Origin of the sequence: Singulisphaera acidiphila DSM 18658, assembly GCF_000242455.2 — a bacterium.
Lineage (GTDB): Bacteria > Planctomycetota > Planctomycetia > Isosphaerales > Isosphaeraceae > Singulisphaera > Singulisphaera acidiphila.
This window is the reverse complement of sequence record NC_019892.1, coordinates 4,213,429-4,234,740: the sequence shown is the minus strand read 5'-3', so window position 1 is coordinate 4,234,740 and position 21,312 is coordinate 4,213,429. Positions and strand designations below refer to the sequence as shown.

Annotated in this window: 16 protein-coding genes and 1 tRNA gene; 11 read left to right on the top strand and 6 right to left on the bottom strand. The window is 61.0% G+C overall.

Annotated elements, in window-relative coordinates; translation table 11 throughout:
• Window positions 1-180 precede the first annotated feature (180 nt).
• Window positions 181-1,224 carry a DNA ligase gene (locus SINAC_RS16650; RefSeq protein WP_015246796.1) on the bottom strand — a complete coding sequence of 348 codons (1,044 nt, stop codon included), beginning with the start codon at window positions 1,222-1,224 and terminating at the stop codon, window positions 181-183.
• A gap of 1,016 nt (window positions 1,225-2,240) precedes the next feature.
• On the opposite strand from SINAC_RS16650, the gene SINAC_RS16640 reads away from it, so the two are divergent.
• The 4 genes from SINAC_RS16640 to SINAC_RS16620 all read left to right on the top strand — a co-directional run bounded on the left by SINAC_RS16640 (window position 2,241) and on the right by SINAC_RS16620 (window position 5,262).
• Window positions 2,241-2,597, top strand: a complete 357-nt coding sequence (locus SINAC_RS16640; RefSeq protein WP_015246795.1) for a hypothetical protein — start codon at window positions 2,241-2,243, stop codon at window positions 2,595-2,597.
• 328 nt (window positions 2,598-2,925) lie between these two features.
• Window positions 2,926-3,390 (top strand): nuclear transport factor 2 family protein, encoded by a 465-nt coding sequence (locus SINAC_RS16630; RefSeq protein WP_015246794.1) that lies wholly within the window; start codon window positions 2,926-2,928, stop codon window positions 3,388-3,390.
• A 393-nt stretch (window positions 3,391-3,783) separates the two neighbouring features.
• On the top strand, window positions 3,784-4,710 hold the full coding sequence (locus tag SINAC_RS16625) for a hypothetical protein (RefSeq protein ID WP_015246793.1): 927 nt from the start codon (window positions 3,784-3,786) through the stop codon (window positions 4,708-4,710).
• A gap of 12 nt (window positions 4,711-4,722) precedes the next feature.
• Window positions 4,723-5,262, top strand: a complete 540-nt coding sequence (locus tag SINAC_RS16620) for a hypothetical protein (RefSeq protein WP_020466025.1) — start codon at window positions 4,723-4,725, stop codon at window positions 5,260-5,262.
• 232 nt (window positions 5,263-5,494) lie between these two features.
• On the opposite strand, the gene SINAC_RS16615 is transcribed toward SINAC_RS16620, so the two are convergent.
• The 4 genes from SINAC_RS16615 to SINAC_RS16600 all read right to left on the bottom strand — a co-directional run bounded on the left by SINAC_RS16615 (window position 5,495) and on the right by SINAC_RS16600 (window position 9,611).
• The gene (locus SINAC_RS16615; RefSeq protein ID WP_015246792.1) at window positions 5,495-7,063 is read right to left on the bottom strand and encodes a PepSY-associated TM helix domain-containing protein; all 1,569 of its coding nucleotides are present in this window, start codon (window positions 7,061-7,063) and stop codon (window positions 5,495-5,497) included.
• A complete protein-coding gene (locus SINAC_RS16610; RefSeq protein WP_015246791.1) occupies window positions 7,050-8,075 on the bottom strand; it encodes a DUF1559 domain-containing protein in 1,026 nt (341 codons plus the stop codon). The genes SINAC_RS16615 and SINAC_RS16610 overlap by 14 nt, the downstream gene beginning before the upstream one ends.
• 364 nt (window positions 8,076-8,439) lie before the next feature.
• Window positions 8,440-8,676, bottom strand: coding sequence for a hypothetical protein (locus tag SINAC_RS16605; protein WP_015246789.1), 237 nt, complete (start codon window positions 8,674-8,676; stop codon window positions 8,440-8,442).
• Between the two features lie 248 nt (window positions 8,677-8,924).
• Window positions 8,925-9,611: a peptidoglycan recognition protein family protein gene (locus SINAC_RS16600; RefSeq protein ID WP_015246788.1), complete on the bottom strand. Its 687-nt coding sequence runs from the start codon at window positions 9,609-9,611 to the stop codon at window positions 8,925-8,927.
• Window positions 9,612-9,993: 382 nt separating this feature from the next.
• Between SINAC_RS16600 and SINAC_RS16595 the strand changes: the two genes are divergently transcribed.
• From SINAC_RS16595 to SINAC_RS16585, 3 genes are all read left to right on the top strand, one after another.
• Window positions 9,994-10,572: a hypothetical protein gene (locus SINAC_RS16595; protein ID WP_015246787.1), complete on the top strand. Its 579-nt coding sequence runs from the start codon at window positions 9,994-9,996 to the stop codon at window positions 10,570-10,572.
• Between the two features lie 665 nt (window positions 10,573-11,237).
• The gene (locus tag SINAC_RS16590) at window positions 11,238-11,651 is read left to right on the top strand and encodes a hypothetical protein (protein WP_020466027.1); all 414 of its coding nucleotides are present in this window, start codon (window positions 11,238-11,240) and stop codon (window positions 11,649-11,651) included.
• Window positions 11,652-12,220: 569 nt separating this feature from the next.
• Window positions 12,221-12,427, top strand: coding sequence for a hypothetical protein (locus tag SINAC_RS16585; RefSeq protein ID WP_015246784.1), 207 nt, complete (start codon window positions 12,221-12,223; stop codon window positions 12,425-12,427).
• A 456-nt stretch (window positions 12,428-12,883) separates the two neighbouring features.
• On the opposite strand, the gene SINAC_RS16580 is transcribed toward SINAC_RS16585, so the two are convergent.
• Window positions 12,884-12,957: transfer RNA gene (locus SINAC_RS16580), tRNA-Met, on the bottom strand.
• Between the two features lie 312 nt (window positions 12,958-13,269).
• Between SINAC_RS16580 and ettA the strand changes: the two genes are divergently transcribed.
• The 4 genes from ettA (at window position 13,270) to SINAC_RS16560 (ending at window position 21,246) form a co-directional block, all read left to right on the top strand.
• Window positions 13,270-14,943 (top strand): energy-dependent translational throttle protein EttA, encoded by a 1,674-nt coding sequence (gene ettA / locus SINAC_RS16575; RefSeq protein WP_015246783.1) that lies wholly within the window; start codon window positions 13,270-13,272, stop codon window positions 14,941-14,943.
• 37 nt (window positions 14,944-14,980) lie between these two features.
• Complete coding sequence (locus SINAC_RS16570) at window positions 14,981-15,775, top strand: enoyl-CoA hydratase (protein WP_015246782.1); 795 nt, start codon at window positions 14,981-14,983, stop codon at window positions 15,773-15,775.
• 295 nt (window positions 15,776-16,070) lie between these two features.
• On the top strand, window positions 16,071-17,633 hold the full coding sequence (locus SINAC_RS16565) for a B12-binding domain-containing radical SAM protein (RefSeq protein WP_015246781.1): 1,563 nt from the start codon (window positions 16,071-16,073) through the stop codon (window positions 17,631-17,633).
• Between the two features lie 361 nt (window positions 17,634-17,994).
• Window positions 17,995-21,246: a DUF1553 domain-containing protein gene (locus SINAC_RS16560; protein WP_015246780.1), complete on the top strand. Its 3,252-nt coding sequence runs from the start codon at window positions 17,995-17,997 to the stop codon at window positions 21,244-21,246.
• Window positions 21,247-21,312 lie beyond the last annotated feature (66 nt).

The following is a 21,312-nucleotide window of genomic DNA, read 5'->3' as shown; positions in this document are numbered from 1 at the left end:
ACTGACGCGGAACCCTGGAAATCCGCCTTACAGCGTAAACTGTGCGGGTTGAGTTGGCGGTTCGGCCTGTTCGCCCCTGATGGTAACCGTGCGCGGGCATCAAGGAAAAGGCCGATTCGGGTTCGGCAATCGATCCGTCCGTCCACGGCTGATGACACGCTCGGCCGCTCCTCACCCTGGCTACGGTTCGAGGCCGGCGAGGTCGCTCCTGACTCGGACGTAGGACGGAAAGCGCGGGACGCCACTGTCGGAAAGCTCCTGGTAGCGGAACGTGATCGTGGACCCGATTGCCGGCGGTGCCGAGCGTTCGGCGTCCGAGAAGCCCGTGCCGACCGAAAAGCGGGTCCCGTCCGCCAGTTCCACCAGCAAGGCGCCGAGCCGTCCCTTATGCCGCCCTGCTCCTTTGAGATGCTCGAGCACGCGTGCCTCGGCGTCGCGAAAGCTCTTGACCTTCAAGAGCGTGGTCGAGCGCCCGACCTCATAGCGCGAGCCGGGCTGGCGGAGCATCAGCCCCTCCCCCCCGAGCGCCTCGACCCGCGCCAGTTCTTCGCGCAACTGCACCAGGCCGGTGCAGGGTGTATGCTCGTGAGCCTTCAAGTAGGGCGACCGGCACTGCGCCTTGTGGGCGCTGACGAACGCCAGGCGATCTTCGAACGCCGCGTCGACTCCGGGAGCGTCGAACACCACGTAGGTGACTTCCTTCCAGAGGTCGCTTTGATCCTGGCGTCGGACGATCCCGACCGTCCGCTGAAACGCCTTGCGACCGATCCAGAGTTCGCCGTCGAGTGGGGTCTCGGGCAGACCTTCCAGGAACCAAGGGGGCGCATGGAAGCGGTTCCCGAGCCGCGAGATCAAGGCTTGGCCGTTCCAGTAGGCTCTTACTCCATCGAGCTTCTCGCTGAGCCACCAGCCCGCCAGATCCTCTGCGTTGTCCCACTTCTCGGCGAGCAGGAGCGGCGGTCCAGACTTCGCTTCGGCGGACTCTCCATTGGCCTCGCCCTCGTTCTCCGGTGCCGGCACGGGATCGAGGCCGACTCGAGCTTGTTCCGCCGCCTCACCGCGGAGCTTGCGCAGGTGCTTGCAAGTCCGCCGCTCGATCGCCGTCGACTGATTTCGCCAGGCCGGGCAGGAGCAGGAATAGACCCCTCCTACATTCTTCAGAACGTAGGGCTTGGCCCCCGAACCTTTCATTTCGACCGACTCACCGTCACCTAGGTCGGGCATTGGTTTGCTCCTGCTCTCGGGTTGTCGGACACCTCTCTCCGGATCGGGTGCCTACTTTATCGGACAGGAACGGGCGAGGCGATGTCCTTGCCCCTGGGGTTGGTCGACTCGGTGAGGTGGATTGCCCACAACGATTGGTACGGGTGATGACCGGCAGGAGCAGCACGTTGTCGTCGGCAGGAATCACGCGAATTCAGGCGTGAGCGATTGAGGGCCGGCTCGACAAAGTTGGCAGCTGTTAGACATTTCTTTAGATCTTGCTTTATGTGCGACACTTGCCCGGCTTCTGTTCAGGGGCAATGAGTTGAGTACTCCTTTGGTTCGGCGGATTCCCCTTCTTTTTCTGGCGTCTGGTCGGCCTGGTGATCGCCGCCCAGGCCTCGCTCCCAATGCCCGTCACCTTCGCGCGGAAGATCGAATACCGAGAACTCATTGGAAGAAGTGAGTTCAAAGGGATTGAGCGGGTTCGGAACTTCTGGTCGGGGCAAGTCTTCGCGGCCTCGGGGCTGCTGGTGAACAATTCAATCGCCCTGGTTATTCAGTCATGGTGGCGTTGTGGATGTCCGACAAATGAGACAAAACGTGAGGCATAGATTGCAGGTGATTGTTGAATCGTAAAAAATCGAGAATTCTTGGTGCCCCGCGGTGACCGAGCAAGGCCTGGGATTGAGTTGGGCCAACGCTGTGCAGAAATATGCTTGGTGCTGATCGGATCGTCCTTCCGCGATACTCCGTGAATACGCTCCGTCGCGGCCATGAATCGTGGAAAATTCCTTCCCTGGCAGGTGTGATCTCCTCAGAAGTGTTGACCGTTGTCACCATTTAATACGTAACGGTCGTTGAAGTCGTTCGGGCGGCATACCCGTTGCTTGGTAGTCATCTGATGCCATTGGTATTCCAGCAGGGACGGAGCTTGGCTGCTGCGGATTCGCGGAGCGTCAGGCGATATGGGAAGGGGACGTCCCAGTGATACCGTCATCACGCGGTCGGCGCAATTCTAAAAAAAGGAGGGGTCCATGCCCAGAATAATCGACACCCACAAGCCCGGGTTCTTGCCTAGCGACGATCCATCCCGTGATCGCCTTGACGATCCGCTGGGGTCGAAGCTTCCCCAGGACTGGGATGATCGTAAGGCGACCGCTCGGGCATATCGGGCGAGCCAGGCTCGGGCCACCGGCACCCGCCGGCGTTCCGTCGATCCTTGCACCAGCGAACTCGACTATTCCCCGGCCCAACTCGAATTCATGCTGGCGATGCAGGCGTATAAGCAGGCGAGCGGGCGAATGTTTCCGACTTGGAGTGAGACCCTCGAGGTGCTCACGAAGCTTGGGTATGAGAAATCCCTAAAGCCGACGGTTCCAGGCACAAAGTAACGATTCGTATTGAACCCGGCAAATGACTTCCCGAGGGACCCGGCGACGGGTGCCTTCTCTCTTTGGTTTGTTCGCCCGGATCGACGTGTGTTTCGTGAGCGCCGACGCGGAGCGTTTTCGCCGGCCGCTCGTGCGTTGGCTGAGCCAGAGGCTCCGCCCGCGCGATCACGCTTTCGGCCTTGGCAATCGTGCGGATCTTGCGAAAGGAAAGGTGGCGTCCGCCGGTTCGGCCTTGTAAATTACCGACGAAGGACAATGGGTCTTGTTGGGGGAATTCGGGGAGAGACAAGTCGCCCGATCGTTGTTGAAATTGCGAGGGGACGAACTTATGAGTGAAATGGTGATCATGGATTTTGCCAACCGGTTACCCCAAGCCTTCCGCGAGGGAGATTCCAATGCGATGGCTAAGGATGTCGAGTCTGATAACGTATTGCACCTGCAATCGGTTTATCAGGCGATCGCCCAGGGGGATCTCGCGGCCTTTGCGGACATGCTCGCGGAGGACGTCGACCTCGAGATCCACGGGCCGTTGACCGTTCCATACCTCGGCTCGTGGCGGGGCCGCCAGCAGGTGGTTGAAGCTGTGCGGAACAATTTCGCCACGGTGGAGGAGCAGTGTCCCGAGTTGCAGTCGGTGATCGCCCAGGGGGATACGGTGGTCGCCAGTGGAAATGAGCGAGGCCGTTACAAAGCGACAGGGCAAGACTACGACATCCAATGGGTTCAGTTTCATACCTTTAGTGAGGGAAAACTGATCCGCATACGCCAACTCGTCACCAACACGCGAAGTTGATCTGCCATCGCCCGGCCACCCAACCTTATTACGGCAATGGTGTGGAGTGCTGGTAATATCGCGATGAGATCCTCACCGCTGATGAGTGCGTGCGCAAGGCGAAGCTGTGTGTCACGACCCGCAATCGCAGTGATCACCTCGGCTGCATCTCCTGGGACCGCGGGCACCCCGCCCGCATTCTTGATTGTGTCTGAAAATCGCTTGAAAATGCAGGACGACTTGCTGGCCATTCAATCGTTCTGAACCATGGATTCTCCCGATCGCTCTTGACGGTCAAACGGCATCGCCCCATAATCCGGCCCGCCCGAAATCACTTCCGCCGATTCGCATCACCACATCTCTTCGCTCCCCCTACGCCCGAGACCCGACCCTCCAAAAAATCGAGGTTGATCGATGCACGTATGGCTTGCGCTTCTGTCCGTGGCCTTGAGCGGGGAAGATGGCTCCCCAACGCCGAACGATCTTTCGGTTGCCCCGGGAATCGAGGCTCGGCGGATCGAGGGGGCGGCGGCCGCGACCGGGCCGATGATCTCTTATGAAGTCCACTATGTCACGATCGCGGGACTCGACTGGCGTGGCAAGTTCGGCCCTCAACTCACTCCGGTTGCCCGGCAGGGAGGCGCTTCGGTCTGGGCGGCCGATGCGGCGACTTTGTCCGAGTGGATGACCTTCTGTCAGTCGGACCCGAAGTGCAACATCCTCCAATCGCCGAAGGTCACGACCCCGGCGAGCGGCGAGGTCAGCCTGGCCCACGGGGAGTCCATTTATTATGTGGCCCACCTCGAGCGGGTTGCCGATGGTCCGCCCAATAAAGCGAGTAAGTTGGCGTTCAAGCCCGAGATTGATCGGCTCCACAACGGCGTCCGTGCGCGCCTCTCGCTTGGCAAGGTCGAAGAGCAAGGTCTCCGCGCACGCTTCGTCCTCGAGCGTGACCGAATCCTGGCCTTCCAGACATCCCAATATCGCGAAATGGTCACCCCAATCGAGAACGACAAGGTCGAGCCGAAGGGCCTCCTTGCCTCAGGCGTGAACCGGCTTGCTCAGCCTCGGGCCGCGAGTCTTGGCGGAACGATCCAGATCCCGGTGGTCGACTCCGCCAGGGTCGACGGCGAATGGCTGATTCCCACGGACGGGGCCTTGATCGTCAGCCTCGGAGGCGTCGTTAAACCGGGGAAGGTTCTCGGTTTCGGTGAAGTCCGAAGTGAGGAACTGGTCGTGATTCGTTATCGCCCTGAGCCCGGCCAGGCGCCGACCCCAATCGAACCGGAGCAGACCGCAGCCACGCGCCCGAGCCGGCTCCAGGCCCCTGCCGCCAACTGAATCCCCAAGAAGGTGTCCGTCAACTCGCTGATGCGGAACCGCCAGGGGGGCGGGGTTGACGGACGCCTTGCCGGCCTTGGTTTTGGAGTTCAGCTCGAGTATCAACTCATGGGCCCCCGGACCGATGATCACGGCTCCGAAGGGGGAGGATTGCAGGTCTGCGAATCGCGGAGAGAAGCGTGGCTTGGGAGCGTGTCCGGCGGCTTCACCCGCGTACTCCTGCTTCGGATCAGGGGCGGCGGTCGTCATCGCTTTGAGATCCCGAAGGACCACCCGATACGTTCCCACCACAACGGCGTTGTGCGCGGTTCCGTCCAGGTTTGTCTGGGGCTGAAACCGTCCCTCCTGATCCGAGAATCCACTGGCTTGCGGGCCCGCCGCCGACCCTTGGTTCGCCTCGGGAACCAAGACGACCTCAACCGCGTCGAGCGGTTTTTCATCGAGCAGGATGACCCCGGTCACTTGCCCCATGTCCGGCAAACCGGTCCCCGAGCAGCCGACCGCCAGAGAAATCGACACGAAGGCCACGAACGGCATGGAGCGGAAATTTGAGGGCATGACTGCGCTTTGCCTTACTTATTATGAGCTGACGTGGAATCTTTAGGAATCCGGCCCCGGTTACTATGCGGACGTGGTGGAATTGGAGTGGCCACGGTGGTTTGCAACCGGGGTCACACCGCGACAAAAGGCGATCGCGGAGCCATCTACGAATCAACCTTCCACCGGTGTGATACCCCGGTCGCAAGCCACCGTGGCCATTCGTGAGCCGACCTTTTTTGCACGGTCAGACGGTTGCCATGGCCGGTCGGCGGAACCGCCGTACCAGTCGCGCGATCCCTTCCCCGATCAGGATGAGTACGACGCTCGCTCCCATCATCGGGAGCACGACGCAGAGAACGCCGATCAACGTGCCCAACCACCAAGGCATGCGAACCTCTGGCTTGCGCGGGAGGCCGAGCTTCCCTTGGGGCCGTCGCTCCCACCACATCCAGAGTCCGGTCACCGGCAGGATGGTTAGCACGACGCAGGCGATGAACCAGGGGATCTTGGTCGCCAGTCCCCAGAAGCTGCCGACGTGGAGCGGGTAGGTCCACGCGTGCCAGAAGAACGCTTTTTCGGAGTTGAGCTCGCGCTTGAGAACCTTCCCGTTACTCTTGTCGAGGGTGACCTCAGCGCTGATGATCGGACCATATGTCCGGTTGAAGTCATTCCCCGCGCTGATCTGCATCGCGTTCTGGGGCGCCGGTCTGTCCGGTGTGCGGCGCCGGCCGCGTCCGCCGGTCCCGAGCGTGGCGAACAGGATGCGATCGGGATACTGCTTCTTCATAATCGCAAGGAGGTCATCCAGAGGAAGGGCTTTGGGCCCTGCCGCCGCCTGCAAGGTACGGGCCTCACCTGCTGCTCGCTCGGTTGCAGCCCTTGAAGCCAGCTTCGGACGCTTGCCCGTGCCCGCTTGGGAGCGTTCGCCTTTTGGAGCCCCTTTCTCACTGCTCCGCGGTTCTTCCCCTTCACCGACCCAGGCCTCGGCTGCCTGGTGGATGACGGTGCCCACGGTCAGTGTGTAGAACATGCCCGTGGCCACGATCGTGAAACAGATCGGGAGCAGGTAGATTCCGCCGACGGAATGTAAGTCGCGGAGCACCGTGTACAGCTTCGTCTTCCAGCGGAGCGTCCAGACTCCGGCCGCCTTGGCCTTCTTTCGGGGCCACCAGAGGTATAAGCCGGTGACGAGCAGCACGAGCCCCCAACTCGTCGTCAGCTCGGTGATGACTCGCCCCGTGGTGCCGGCCCAGAGCGTGCGATGGATCGTCAGGATGGTCTGGAAGAAGATGTTGAGCCGCGAGTCTCCCGCCTGAACCCCGACCACCTTGCCATCGTAAGGATTGACGCTGACGATGACGTTCCGACGGGCACTCTCACGAGACGGCGGCCCTTTTTGGCCCGCTGGACTGAGTGTGATGAGCGTCGCCCGATTCGCCTGGTTGTGAATCTGGATCCGGGAGGGCACGAATCCCGGGTTGGCCGCGAGCGCCGCATCAATCTGCGTCTGGTAACCGACGCGCGTCACCTGTGGTTTCACGAACAGGAGATCGCCTTTGGCAAACTCCTCGATCTCGCTCCTGAAAACATAAATTCCGCCCGTGATGGACATGACGATCAGCACCGGGGCAATAATCATCCCCGCGTAAAAATGCCAGCGCCAGATCACGCGGAACAGGCTCTCCTGAACCCGGGGGCGGATGGCCCTACTCGCCCTTTTTTTCAGGCCGGCCTGAGCGGAGGCCACCTCGAGCGCAGGAGTCGGCGCGGGAGCCGTTGCCACTCCCGAAGTCAGTGAATCAATCGTTTCCACTGATGATCTCCCCTTTCGCGCGGGTGGAGAGGGCCTGGTAAATCGCGAAATTGATGCTGTTCTTGAGGAATCGCACGCTGCCATCGCTAAACGCGAAGTTGGCGCCCCCAACATGCTGTGATCCAAAGGCGTGGATTCGTTTGTTCACCATCTCGGTCTGAACGGCCCCGGTTGGCGGGTTGAGTCGGACCGAGCCCGGGAATGAATAATTCAGCGGGGCGTAGGTCAATCCCGACGTCCAGCCAAATCCCTTGCCGACCTGGGCCCAGGCGCTCAGGTCGCGGTACGCGGTACTGCCATAGACTGCGTCCCAGTTTCGTTCGCTGATATCGCGCTCACCCACCAGCATCGTGTTCGAAGAGCCATCGGTGATGTTGGCGAAGGTCGTTCGTGAGTTGGTGTGGAAGATGCCGTCCTTGACATAAGCTCCATTGGCATCCACCGCCCCTTTCATCGTCGTGCCCCAGTTGAAGCCGTAGGTCGTCGACGACGTGAAATAGGTCCCACCGTCCCACTCGAAAACGTGGGGCGTTGTGCTGGAGGGGCAGTTCAAGTGATTCACCGGCTGCGCAGCCAGCGCCTCCCGGAGTGGAGCCGGCCAGGTATCCTGCGACCCTGCCCCTCCGTTGAGCTTGTGCTGGCGAAACTGCTCCCAGAGGTTCGCCACATTCGACTCTTCCAGATAAGGCAACATCAGGATGCCTGGCACCTGATGCATGGCTGACTCGTGGGCCGGCCAGGGCCCGTACCGCTCCATGTTCACGGCCGTCGTGGAAACCTCGCCCGGTGGGAACCGTTCGTAGGTGTTGTTGAAGTTATGCATGCCCAGGCCGATCTGCTTCATCTGGTTTGTGCACTGCATGCGCCTGGCCGACTCGCGCGCCGCTTGCACCGCGGGCAGCAAAAGTCCGACCAAAACAGCAATGATCGCAATCACGACCAGCAGCTCAATCAGCGTGAACGCAGCCTGACATTTCCCCTTCCGTTCAGGACGGAACCGGCAACCCATCATCACCCCGATGCCTTTCCCAAGGTGCCTTGCTTTTTTGCAACGGCACCATCGCTGTGAAATAAAGACCCAAGGGAGGGAATGGCCCGGAAGAGCATCGCTCCGCTTCGGAGCAAGTCCTCAGGCGCCCGTCTTTTTCACCAACGACTGGAGGGACCATCTCGAGTCTTTGAAACTGAGACCCAGTCTCAGTTGAAGGGAGAGTAGCAGAATGGCTTCTCCGATGTCAACCGGGCTGCCCGGACTTTCCAGGAGAGAAAAAAAAGGACGAAGCGATGGGATGGGTGGGGCGAGCCGTCGTCGATGCCCGGCGGCTCAGGAAGAAGGAAGCCCTGCGGGAGTGGTTATCCCAGCGGGGCTCAGTGCCTCAGCCGGGTTCGGCCTCGATGTAGTGCCATGCTCCGGCCCGCGCTTGGTAGCGTTCGTATTGCCCCGGCACCGATGGTTTGGGGGCCGGTTCGGGACCGAATTTGACGTCGACTTTTCCTGTCGGCGTGAAGTGGTACTCGATCACGAATCCATCCGGTGGCACGAACTCCTTTCCGCCCGGCTTCCCTCCCAAAGTGATCTCCTCACCGTGCTTCGGTCCACCGACGATTTTCATGACTTTCCCCATGAGACTTTTTGAAAGCTTGGAAGATTCCAAAGGTTGAAACGATGACGTCCACACTGGCGATCACACATTTAGGATGAGGTTACTGCCAGATAACGGTGGGGACCGGCGATCGACGATCCGACCCCCGGAATTATTGTCCCCCTAGCGATCATTGTTGAGAGCGGTCGATTCCCTCGAAATACCTGGTGTCTCGATCGAATTCGTGGTGAAGTCGAGGCTCAATAATCAGGAATGTTTTATCCTGCCGGGGTGGTCGTCGGGATCGGCTTCGTCGGTCCCCCGGGCAATGGCGGGCCGGGGTCGATCGCGGGGGCTTTCCCTTCAAGGATCTCCTTGACCCACTGGCGGAACTGGCCGTCTTTCAGGTAGCGGTCGAAGTCCTTGCCGGGGCAATCGGTCTGGCCCGACGCGGCGTCTTTGTGGCCGCGGACTTGTGCCAGGTCGATGCCGTAGCTGTGGCAGAGCCAGGCCGTGAGTTTGACGCACGACGCGATCTGACGCGGGTCGGGCCGCTGCTGCTCGAAGCTACCCATCATCTCGACACCGATGTTCCCCGACAGGGGATACTTCGTATTTGACTCGGGCTCGTAGATCAGTGGACGGCCCTCGAAGATCGTGCCGTCGGGGGCGATGAGGAAATGGTAGGGCAGATCGGGCCAGCCCTTCTCCTTCTGGCCCCAGGACTGCATGTTCCGCACGAACGCGACCGGCGCGACCTTGGCCTCCCAGAGCACGCCGGCATGGTGGATCGTCACGTATTTCGGCGTCTGCTTGCGTGCGTCCGGGATCGGCTGCGGCTTCGAGCCCCATTCGGACGCAGAGACGATCGCCGGCCGAGGCACGGCGGGCGACTTGGGGCCCTCGGCCGCCGGGCTCGGCGCTGTGAGGAGCGCAACTAGGGCGGCAACGATCGGTGGTTTCATGGCGAGTCTCCCTCTCGGGACCAATTCGGGGGTGGCACGAACGAGGGCGTCTGGCCTCGTCAGCAGGCACGATTATTGATCCGCGGGCGTGAACGAACAAGATCAGGGATTTCTATCATTCCGAGTGCTAACCCATTCGAACTCGAAGATCCGCTCTTAAAACGAGTCAATGGCCGAGAGCCTTCATGGAGGGTCTGTCCGTTGGATAGAAGCCGAATGGGGCGAGCTCTCTGAATTGGTCAGATCTCGATTTTACTGAACGCTTGACCTCCTGTTTGGTTCGCTCATAAGATAACCCTTAATAGCTCGTATGCGGCCGAAGCGAATGAGTGCCGTTCCCCTTGTTCGTTGGGGATTAAGTAGCGATCAGGAGTCGAGAACGATGTTTTTTCTTTTTCTACTCGCACTTTGGATAATGTTTGCCCTCTTCGGCAGTTGGATAGCCTCAGCCAAAGGGCGAAGTTCGTTAGAGGGGTTCGTGATAGGCTTCCTGTTTGGGCCGCTAGGCTGCTTAATTGAAGCCCTCTTGCCAACCCTGGCGTACGCCACCCCTTCGCCGTTCCACGCTGTGACGATCACTCCTGAGCAAGCCGCAGAAGCCGAACAGGAGGAAGAGCGACGCCGCAAATATCAGTTTGACCGCGACATGTTAATTGCAGAGCGGCAAGCCAAACTCGACGCTCAGCGTGACGCTGCACTTGAGCTTGCGAGGAAGCAAGCCGATGAAACCCGTCGGCAAGCCTGGGCATGGTTCAATCGTGTGGTCATCCGGTTCGGCTGGTTCCGTGCCCTGCCTGAGACCGCACAACCGATTGTTGTCGGATTGGCCGTTGCCTTGCCTGTGATCTGCGTAATCGTTATCCTTTTTCAACCGGTGAAACCAGAGCCAAGCAACGAGACAAGATCAGCCCCCGCCCCCCAAATCGAGCAAGTGGATTCTGACCCGCCGCCTCCTTTTTGAACATTCAAGCGGGTCTTTACTCGAATCCTCTTTTCCTGCCTTCCTTTCGACGTTTTTCCAATCGTCCCCCTGGTTGTCACTACGTGGATCCGCTCCACGTCCTCTCTGCTACGCTCTATGGCATCGCTCGCACTGAATTCTGAATGAAAAGGCGGGCGGCTGAGGCCGAAAACCCTTCTGGCTCGCGGCCGTAGCCACGCAGGGACGGCCTCTCGGCGATGGCATTCCAGGGGCTTTCCTATATCATGGAGTGTCCGGAGTTGCATGTAAAATGTGATGATGTTAAGTATTTTGTATGTGTTTTTGATTGGGTTGTCCTGTGGTTTCTGGGGTTTGTGTGAAAATAATTAATTTATATGAAATATTGAATGTGATTGAGCGATTGTTTGTTGGCGGCCCGCTTATCGTTCCCGAGACGTCGGAGCAAGCCAGCCATTCGTAGATGAGATGTCGATCCTCGATGTGAGCCTTGCGGAGAGCGACGCAATTGCCAAGGATTGCCCAGTTGCCCGTGGCGCGCTCTCACGGAACCATTGGGCCTCCGCTGTCTTTCGGGCCTTGACAGCCGGAGGCCGGCCTGGTCGGGACGATGGCGGTTACCACACCTGCCCGACACCCCGAGCGGAGCCGGCCCCCATGACATCCTCGCATCCGATATCCGCCTTGTGCCAGTGGTTCGCCCGGCTCACCTCGGCCGCCGCATCGTCACCAGTTGGATCAGGGCCGCCAAGCTCAATGCTGAGTTCCGCCCCTGCTACACCGCCGTCGCGGCAGCCGGCAAGCGGACTGATCGCATTGCCAGGCGTCCTCTTGCCGAGGTCGTCACGCCGCTCGTGGCCGGGATCGGGCGGCTGACCCTAGCCCAGGACGACACTCTGACGAGGCCGTATGTAGCAACTTTCGTCTGCAAGTCGTCGCGTTCAGTCCCCTGCTGTGTGGTTCGGGTCGCCGACAACCTTCTTCAAATCGGCGTCTGTAGGGCCACTCGTCTCTTCACTTTCGGGTCCTCCTTCCAGGCGAGCAACCCGAGTCTTGAGGTTCTCAATCTCCTGGAAGAGATCGTCGATCTTGAGCTTTAGGACTTCGTTGCTCAAAGTGTCGGGCTGAACACTTGCGTTTTCTGAAGAAGACGGGTTTTGTTTATGTGACATTGGATAGCCTCGATCGAGAATCCCGACCGGGAGAACTGACCGTGGAAGACGTCGTCGAGTCCATTGTAAGGCGTCCCCCAGACCATTGTAACCTGGAAGTGGGCCGGCCCTGGTGGTGGTGATTAGGACGAGGAAGGGTTGCTACGCGGGTCGGGTGCAGACAGAGGCAAAGGAATTTAACAACGCGAGAGAGGCCTCAGGCAAGATAGCCATGGGGCCGTCCTCGATCGGTAGTTCATGAGAAGCCGTTGCAATTTCTCATGTCCCTACCGCCGAAGTGGTATCAAAAGTGCATCAATAGAGAATTGAGGAAGGAGGATCCGGTCTGGCCGTGGCGGCCATACCAATCCCTGTCCCGGCGGCCGCAAGCATCACGCCTAGCTTTTCGCTGATCTTTGGCAGGAGGTGGGGCCGCTGCCTGATCCTCGTTGCGATGGGCAAACTCGTCGTGAGGCTGCCCGGACACCAATGACTCGTTGCTTTCAGGAGGGAAACTCATGAAACGGTCTCTGTCATCAGCCCTGATCCTCGGCCTCCTTGTGCTCCCCGCTATCGGCCTTGTGGGCTGCGGCCATGAGTCGAAGGTGGAGAAGACGGAAACGGTTGCGGGGCCGGGTGGGACGACCACCACAAGCTCGGAGGTCAAGGTCAAATCAACCGGCGAGAACCCTCCGCCCAACTCCGCGGGCCAGATCGCCAAGTGAGAACGTCCAACTTAACGACTTCCTCGTCCAGGGGCGGTTTCACCGGCCATGCTCGAGTTCAAAAACGCGTGGATGCCAATGTGGCCCCGGCGCCTGCATTGGCGTCCACGCGATCGGCCGGGCCAGTTGATGTGCGCTCGACGTGCACGATTGGAGGTCGATCGTTGGGGGTCGGCCTCAGCCAGGGCAGTCGATGTTGCAGAGCGTACCATCGTCAGTAACGCGCCCCGTAGGGCTTGGGAATCATGGCCAGAGTTCGCCAAGCTCCCCCAGGTCGGGAAACTCGCGGAGCAGATCGAGAGCCGCAAACCCAGGGGTCGTATCTGGGGCTGTATGTAGGTGGTGGATCGTGTCGGTTCCTGACAGATGCTGGCAGGATTTATTGTCCGACTCGGTTTGACGTAACCCCTTGAATGGGGCGAGACTTGACGTGCGTTTGAGGGGGACTATCGTGAATAGCGGCGGAGGGACTCGAACCCCCGACACGCGGATTATGATTCCGCTGCTCTAACCAACTGAGCTACGCCGCCGCAGCGAGGGGAGTGAATTTACCAGATCGCTCCAGGGACTTCAAGTGGGACTGGCGACTGAGTATCAAAGTTTTTGTGAATAGACGGTCAATGCTGTCTTGCATGGCTGCATCTGGGGCTGGTCGCCCGGAGGTCGGGGCGACCGAAGTTCCCGGGGCGGTTTGGGACTGATCCTTGGCGAATGAGGGGGTCGTCAGGATCGGGCTATTCAGGGGGTGGCGTCATCGGGTCTACTGGAGGGTGGACAACAGCGAGCGTTCGCCCGCCGCGGAGGCAGGCGGCGTCAGTGGCGCATCGGGATCTTGACGCGAAATGCCCCCACAGTATCTCTTTACGATCGAAAATCTGTCCAAGGCCCACGCGAAGAGAGACATCCTCAAGGGGATCTGGCTGTCGTTCTACCCCGGCGCCAAGATCGGGGTGCTCGGCGGGAACGGGGCCGGCAAGAGTACGCTGCTCAAGATCATGGCCGGGGTCGATAAAGACTTCCTCGGCACCGTGCGGCCCGCGCCTGGGATTACGATCGGGTATCTGCCGCAAGAGCCGGTGCTCGACCCCACGCTCGACGTCCGCGGTAACGTTGAGCAGGCGGTGGCCCATATTCGCGGGCTGCTCAACCGGTTCGACGCGATCAACGCCAGGCTCGGTGAACCGATTGACGCCGACGAGATGGACAAGCTGCTCGAAGAGCAAGGCAAGGTCCAGGATCAGATCGAGGCGACCGAAGGGTGGGACCTCGACCGTCGGGTCGAGATCGCCATGGACGCGATGCGCTTGCCCCCGGGAGAGGCCGATGTCTCGACCCTCTCCGGTGGTGAACGACGCCGAGTGGCGCTCTGCAAGATCCTTCTCCAACGCCCCGACATGCTGCTGCTCGACGAGCCGACGAACCACCTCGACGCCGAAAGCGTCGCCTGGCTCGAACGGCACCTCCATGACTATACGGGAACGGTCATCGCGGTCACCCACGACCGCTACTTCCTCGATAATGTGGCGGGCTGGATCCTCGAACTCGACCGTGGCCAAGGGATCCCCTGGGAGGGGAACTACACGTCCTGGCTGGAGCAGAAGCAGGCCCGGCTCGCCCTTGAAGAAAAGCAGGAGAGCAACCGCCGCAAGACGCTCGCTCGCGAGCTCGAGTGGGTTCGGCTGGCCCCCCGCGCCCGGGTCGCCAAGAACCGGGCCCGGCTTCAGCGCTACGAGCAAATGGCCAGTGAGGATGTTGAGAAGCGGGATGAGGCGATCGTCCTGCAGATTCCGCCCGGTCCCCACCTTGGCGATCTCGTTGTCGAGGCGGATAATGTCAAGAAGGCGTTCGGCGATCGGCTCCTGTTCGAGGAGATGAGCTTTCGCTTGCCGCCCGGTGGCATCATCGGCGTGATCGGGCCCAACGGTGCAGGCAAGACGACCCTCTTCCGGATGATCGTTGGCCAGGAGACGCCCGATGACGGGGCGCTTCGGGTCGGCGATACGGTTGTCACCTCGTACGTCGACCAGAACCGCGACGCACTCAACCCGGAGAACTCGATCTTCCAGGAGATTAGCGGCGGGCTCGACGTGGTCACGCTCGGCAAGCGCAAGATCCCCTCGCGGGCCTACGTGGCTCAGTTCAATTTCAAAGGACCGGACCAGGAAAAGAAGATCGCGAATCTCTCGGGGGGTGAGCGGAACCGGGTCCACCTGGCCAAGCTGCTTAAGAGCGGGGGGAACCTGCTTCTGCTCGACGAGCCGACCAACGATCTTGACATCGACATGCTCCGCGCGCTGGAAGAGGCGATCCTCGACTTCGGCGGTTGCGCGGTGGTGATCAGCCACGATCGCTGGTTCCTCGACCGGATTGCGACTCACATCCTCGCCTTCGAGGGGGATAGCAAGGTCGTCTGGTGCGACGGTAACTATCAGGCTTACGAAGCCCAGCGCCACGAGCGGTTGGGGACCGATGCCGATCAGCCTCACCGCATTCGCTACAAGGCGCTGCGACGTTGATCGCACCTTGTTAGATATCAAAAAAAATGGAGGCGAGATGGACGCCGCGACGGAAAGACAGCCCGATGAGCTGGAAGTCCGAACCGAAGAGGGCGTCGTCTCGCTGGTCTTGAACCGCCCCGAGACGCGGAACGCGCTCTCGCGAACGTTGCTCGGGCGGCTCGAGGAAACGCTGGACGCGATCGAGGCCGACCCCACCGCGCGGGTCGTGGTCCTCGGGGCGCACGGGCCGGTCTTCTGCGCGGGGCACGACCTCAGCGAGATGACCAACCGGTCCGAAGCGGAGTATCGCGACCTGTTCGCGGCCTGCTCACGGGTGATGCTCCAACTCCGCCGGCTCCCTCAGCCTGTGATTGCGCGGGTCCAAGGGATGGCGACCGCCGCTGGCTGTCAGCTTGTCGCCGCCTGCGACCTGGCGGTGGCCTCCACCGAGGCTAGGTTTGCGACCCCAGGCGTCAAGATCGGCCTCTTCTGCACGACGCCCATGGTTCCGCTTGTCCGCGCCATTCCCGACAAGGCGGCAATGGAGATGCTGTTGACCGGTGCGGCGATCTCAGCCGAGCGGGCCTTGGCCCTCGGGCTGGTGAACCGGGTCGTCGCGGCGGGGGAGCTTGACCTTACGATCCAGGAACTGACCGCCGCCATCTTGGCGATGAGCCCGCTGGTGATCCGGCTCGGGAAGCGGGCGTTCTATGAGCTCCGAGACCTCGACGAGCCGGCCGCCTATGCCCGCGCTGTCGAGGTGATGACGGATAATGCCTTGCGGCACGATGCCCAGGAAGGCTTTGCGGCCTTTCTTCAGAAACGTAGGCCGGTCTGGACCGGGGACTGAAGAGTACCCCCCCTGCTCTTCTCATGGGTCTCCTGTCAGGTCTCTTTTTTGCGAGCACCTGTTGTCTTTGAGTGGGTTTTTCCCGGATCGCTTTGTCTCCTGATGGGTCAACATCACCTGTTGCCCTCCATGTTTTCCTATGTTTCCGCAGCCTTGATAAACCGCCGAAATTACATCGAGAAAACAAGACAGGAGAGGTTTGGCTTTCTAGGTGGTCCGGATAGGATGCTAGTTGCGCGTGGGCGGGAGCACGTCCAATAGGCTCAGCATGAAGCGAACGAGGAGCTAGCCCTCCATGGCCGATATTGTGTTCATCAATCCGCGTTTTGAGGTATCGTACTGGGGCATGGAATATGCCTTGCCGTTTATGGGGAAGCGGGCGAATTTGCCGGTGGCCTGTCTTCCCTTGTTGGCCGCTCTGACGCCCGCCGAGCACACCGTCACGCTAGTTGACGAGAATGTCGAGGCGATCAATTATGAGCGGCTGGCCAAGGCCGACATCGTTGGCGTGACCGGGATGAGCGTGCAGCGGTTTCGGATGAAGGAGATCCTGACCGAGCTCAAACGGCGCGGGGTGTTTACGGTGGTCGGCGGACCGCTGGTCACCGTCCAGGAAGACTACTTCGGCGACCTGGCCGACGTGATCTTCATCGGCGAGGCCGAGGAAACCTGGCCCCAGTTCCTGAACGAATGGAAGCAGGGGTTGCACCAGGTCCGTTACGAGCAGCTCGAGAAGACGGACATGGCGACGGTACCGACGCCTCGCTTTGATCTGCTCAAGATGCAGCACTACCTGTTTGGGAGCCTGCAATTCTCGCGGGGTTGCCCGTTTCAGTGCGAGTTTTGCGACATCATCGTGACGTTCGGACGCCGGCCTCGGATCAAGACGAGTGCCCAGATCCTTGCTGAGCTCGACGCGGTCAATGCACAAGGGGTTGATATTGTTTTTATTGTCGATGACAACCTGATCGGCAATAAGAAGGCCATCAAGGAAGTTTTGAAGGATGTGGTGGACTGGCAAATCAAGCATGGCTATCCACTCACCTTCTTCACTGAGGCGTCGATAGACCTGGCCGATGATCCCGAGCTGATGGAGATCATGGTCGAGGCGAACATCCTGGCCGTCTTTGTCGGGATCGAGAGTCCACGGGAAGAATCGCTGCGCGAGACCAAGAAGTTTCAGAACGTCCGCGCGGGGGGGACGCTCTTGGAGAAGGTCCATCGTGTGCAGGATGCCGGCATCGAGGTCTGGTGCGGCATGATCCTGGGTTTCGACAACGATGATGCCACGATCTTTGACGCCCAGCGTGAGTTCATCAGGGACGCGCGGATCACCAGCACGATGATCGGGATGCTTTATGCGATCCCCAAGACCCCCTTGCACGCGCGACTCGAGGCCGAGGGGCGGCTCGATCCGTCCGACGAACCGGAGTTCGGCACCAACGTCATCCCCTTGAAGATTAGCCGCGAAGAGCTTCGCGATGGTTACGTCAGCGTCATGAATGACCTGTATACGACCGAAGCGTATTTCGGCCGGCTCGACGCTTTGTACATTGACGCCAAGATCAAGATGGGGCAGGGTCGGGCCCGCTATTGGCGGGAACACCGTTGGGCCGGTTTCAAGACGAACGCGATGTGGACCGTGCAGTCGATCGGCCTGTACGTTCGGATGATGCGCGGCATCCCCGAAGCGTCGCTTCGCCGCGAGTACCGCAAGCGGATCTGGAACCTGGTCAAGGCTAGGCCCGACCCCGGCCTCGTGCTCTTCTATATCATCAAGTGCGCCATGCACTATCATGCCCATTACATGGCTAAGCAGATGGCCACCGGCCGAAGTCCGATTTTCAACTCTTACTGAGGTACGAGCCGGTTTTTCTTCCTGCCATTCCCCCCCAAAGCCGATATCATGGTGAGCCGTACTCATCCTAATCAAGACGGGAAATCTTGATCCGATTTCTCTCGGAGATTGGGATCGGCCCGCCAGCTTTGTTCGCTCCCACCTTGTCCCTTGACTTCAATGCCCATTGCAAGCATGGGCCGAGTTCACCTTGATGAACTCGGCTGAGTGGAGGGTTGAGCCTGTTCGTCGGGGAGCGTATCCTGAGGACGGCGCCTCTCGATGGTGACATTGAGGAGTGCACAATCCGCCCACGAGTTCACCGCAGATTTGATTCCGACGTGGAATCAACCTTCCTCCCGGCCGTTGAGGCTGCACAACAATGCTCGTCGGGATCCTCCTCGCCTTGACCGCCACCGTGGCCGATCTGCCGCCTGCCGCTATGGGGCCGGTCGATTTCGTCCGCGATATCCAGCCGATCTTTCAACAGGCCTGCCTCAAGTGTCACGGGCCTGAGAAGCAGAAGGGGGGCTTCCGCCTCGACGTCAAGGCCGCCGCGCTCAAAGGGGGGGATAGCGATACCCCCTCGATTGTGCCGGGGGATAGCGCGGGCAGCCCTTTGATTCAGTTCGTGGCTCAGATTGATCCCGACATCAAGATGCCGCCACAGGGCGCTCCGCTGACATCGGAACAGGTCGGCCTGCTGCGGGCCTGGATCGACCGAGGCGCGGTCTGGCCCGACTCTGCGAGTGCCCAGAGCGAGGACGCCTTAAAAACGCACTGGGCGTTTCAGCCGGTCAGACGGCCGGCGGTGCCGACGATCGAAGGGGGATCACCGACGGCGACCCGCCAGCCGATCGACGCGTTCATCGCGGCGAAGCTTGCCGAGAAACGGCTGGTGTTGGCGCCTGAGGCCGACAAGAGGACCTTGGTGAGGAGGCTCTATCTCGTGCTGCACGGGCTGCCGCCGACGCCCGAGGAAGTCGCCGCGTTCGTGGCCGACGACCGCCCTGGAGCCTACGAGGAACTCGTCGATCGGCTACTCGACTCGCCACGCTACGGAGAACGCTGGGCCCGCCACTGGCTCGACATCATGGCGTTTGGCGAGACCGACGGGTTCGAGGTGAACACGCCGCGCGACAATGCCTGGCCCTATCGCGACTACGTCATCCGCGCCTTAAACGCCGACAAGCCGTACCCCGAATTTATCAAAGATCAACTTGTCGGCGATGCGACGGGCGAGGACGCCGCCACCGGCTTCATCGTGGCCAAGGCCGCGCTTCTGCCCGGCCAGACCGGCCGCGACATCGAGTCGATCCGGCTTGCACGTCAGGATCAGCTCAATGACATGGTGCTCAACGCGGGCTCGACCTTCCTCGGCTTGACGATCCACTGCGCCCGTTGCCACGACCACAAGTTCGATCCGATCTCGCAGCGCGACTACTATGCGATGACCGCGATTTTCGCCGGCGTGCGACACGGCGAACGCCCCCTCCGCTCGGCCGACGACAAGGAGCGGCAGCTCGAAGCGAAATCGTTGAAGCCGCGAATCGTCGCCCTGGAAACGGATCTCGCCAAGTACGAGCCTCTGGCCAGCCCCTCGATCGAGCCGAAGCCGATCGATCCGCGGCTCAACCAAGAAATGTTCCCGCCGACCCGCGCCAAGTTCGTCCGGTTCACGATTCAGGACGCGAACCTGCACCCGTCGTTTGGCCTGATTGAGCCGTGTCTCGACGAACTCGAGATTTTCACGACGGACGAGACAAACGTCGCGCTCGCGACAACGGGGGCGAAAGCCTCGGCGTCAGGCACGTTTCCAGGATCAAATTTTCATAGACTCGAACATGTCAACGATGGTAAGTATGGGAACGAGCGGAGTTGGATCTCCGATGAAAAGGGGCGGGGCTGGATCTTGGTGGAACTGCCTGAGGAGGTGAGGGTCCACAGAATTGCCTGGAGCCGTGACCGTCAAGGGGTGTATGTCGATCGCCTTGCCACCGCCTATACCATCGAGGCCGGGCCGTCGCTCGACGCGATGAGACTGGTCGTCAGCCGTTTGCCGTTGCGCTCGGCGGTAAGTCCTCGGCTGACGGTGGACCGGTTCCGGCCGGTCGCGGCCAAGCGGTTGCGGTTCACGATCCTTGCGTCGAACAGCATCGAGCCTTGCCTCGACGAACTGGAGGTCTTCACGGCCGGTCCGCAGCCGCGCAATGTGGCGCTGGCGAGTGCGGGGGCCAAAACGAAGGCGTCGGGAACGTACCCAGGGTCTGCCATCCACCGGCTCGAGCATCTGAACGACGGGCGTTACGGCAATGGGCGGAGCTGGATCTCCAACGAGAACGGGCGGGGTTGGGTCGAGGTCGAGTTCCCGGAAACGACGATGATCGATCGGGTGGTCTGGGCCCGCGACCGTGAGGAGGCTTATGCCGACCGGCTCGCGACCCGCTACCGGATCGAGGTGGCCGACGAGTCGGGCGACTGGACGCTCGTCGCAACCTCCGAGGATCGTCGCCCCTATGTGCCCGGAGCCTCGTCTTATGCGGTCGAATCGACCGCGGGACTCGATGAGGCCGAGATCAAGACGCTCCACGCGCTTCAGGAGGAGAAGCGGACGCTCGAGCAGCGGGTCGCCGAACTGACCCGGTCGGCGATGGTTTATGCCGGCATCTTTGCCAATCCTGATGAGACGTTCCGCCTAAGTCGGGGCGACCCGATGCAGCGTCGCGAGCCGATCGGACCGGGAGCGATCGCACAACTGCCACCGAAGCTTGAATTGCCCGCCGATGCGTCCGAACGGGTGCGCCGATTGGCCTTGGCGAACTGGATTGCCGACCCAGAGAACCCGCTCACGGCCCGGGTGATGGTGAACCGACTCTGGCACTATCACTTCGGCGAAGGGCTGGTCAACACGCCGAGCGATTTCGGGCGCAACGGTGCTCGGCCGGTGAATGGCCCCTTGCTCGACTGGCTGGCCAGCGAGTTCGTGGCGCGGGGTTGGAGCCTCAAGGCGATGCATCGGCTGCTGGTGACGTCGGCCACCTTCCGCCAGTCGAGCCGGCCTCGCGCGGCTGCGATCGCGGTGGACTCGGGCACGCGTCTGCTCTGGCGCTATCCCCCGCGCCGGTTGGAGGCCGAGGCGATTCGGGACTCCATTCTCGCGGTCGCCGGGACGCTCGACCTTCGGATGGGAGGCCCCGGTTACAGCGCCTTTGCTCCGAACACCAACTACGTCCGGGTCTACAACCCCAAGACCGAATACGGCCCGGCCGACTGGCGGCGGATGATCTACCAGACCAAGGTCCGCATGGCCCAGGATTCGACCTTCGGCGCATTCGACTGCCCCGACGCCGGTCAGAACCAGCCGAGCCGCCCGCGGTCGACGACCCCCTTGCAGGCGCTCAACCTCTTCAACAGTGAGTTCGTCGCCCAGCAGGCCGGGCATCTTGCCGACCGGCTCAAACGCGAGGCGGGGGAGGACTCGGCGAGGCAAATCCACCTTGCCTATCGGCTCGCCTTGGGGCGTGAACCGGACGATGCCGAGACCCGGCTTTGCGCCGAGCTCGTGAAAGAGCAAGACCTCGCGACCTTTTGCCGAGTCTTGCTTAACACGAATGAGTTTTTGTTCGTCCCTTGACATGATTGGGTTTCGCGGTTTGTCCGGGGTTTCCGGGACGCGGCCACCTCAATGACGGCGGAGACT

Bases quoted from the DNA above. Each gene is read 5' to 3' on its own strand.
- SINAC_RS16600 (WP_015246788.1), bottom strand. From the start codon at position 9,611: ATGAAACCACCGATCGTTGCCGCCCTAGTTGCGCTCCTCACAGCGCCG.
- SINAC_RS16650 (WP_015246796.1), bottom strand. From the start codon at position 1,224: ATGCCCGACCTAGGTGACGGTGAGTCGGTCGAAATGAAAGGTTCGGGG.
- SINAC_RS16565 (WP_015246781.1), top strand. From the start codon at position 16,071: ATGGCCGATATTGTGTTCATCAATCCGCGTTTTGAGGTATCGTACTGG.
- SINAC_RS16595 (WP_015246787.1), top strand. From the start codon at position 9,994: ATGTTTTTTCTTTTTCTACTCGCACTTTGGATAATGTTTGCCCTCTTC.
- SINAC_RS16585 (WP_015246784.1), top strand. From the start codon at position 12,221: ATGAAACGGTCTCTGTCATCAGCCCTGATCCTCGGCCTCCTTGTGCTC.
- SINAC_RS16625 (WP_015246793.1), top strand. From the start codon at position 3,784: ATGCACGTATGGCTTGCGCTTCTGTCCGTGGCCTTGAGCGGGGAAGAT.
- SINAC_RS16560 (WP_015246780.1), top strand. From the start codon at position 17,995: ATGCTCGTCGGGATCCTCCTCGCCTTGACCGCCACCGTGGCCGATCTG.
- SINAC_RS16630 (WP_015246794.1), top strand. From the start codon at position 2,926: ATGAGTGAAATGGTGATCATGGATTTTGCCAACCGGTTACCCCAAGCC.
- SINAC_RS16605 (WP_015246789.1), bottom strand. From the start codon at position 8,676: ATGAAAATCGTCGGTGGACCGAAGCACGGTGAGGAGATCACTTTGGGA.
- SINAC_RS16640 (WP_015246795.1), top strand. From the start codon at position 2,241: ATGCCCAGAATAATCGACACCCACAAGCCCGGGTTCTTGCCTAGCGAC.
- SINAC_RS16570 (WP_015246782.1), top strand. From the start codon at position 14,981: ATGGACGCCGCGACGGAAAGACAGCCCGATGAGCTGGAAGTCCGAACC.
- SINAC_RS16610 (WP_015246791.1), bottom strand. From the start codon at position 8,075: ATGATGGGTTGCCGGTTCCGTCCTGAACGGAAGGGGAAATGTCAGGCT.
- ettA (WP_015246783.1), top strand. From the start codon at position 13,270: ATGCCCCCACAGTATCTCTTTACGATCGAAAATCTGTCCAAGGCCCAC.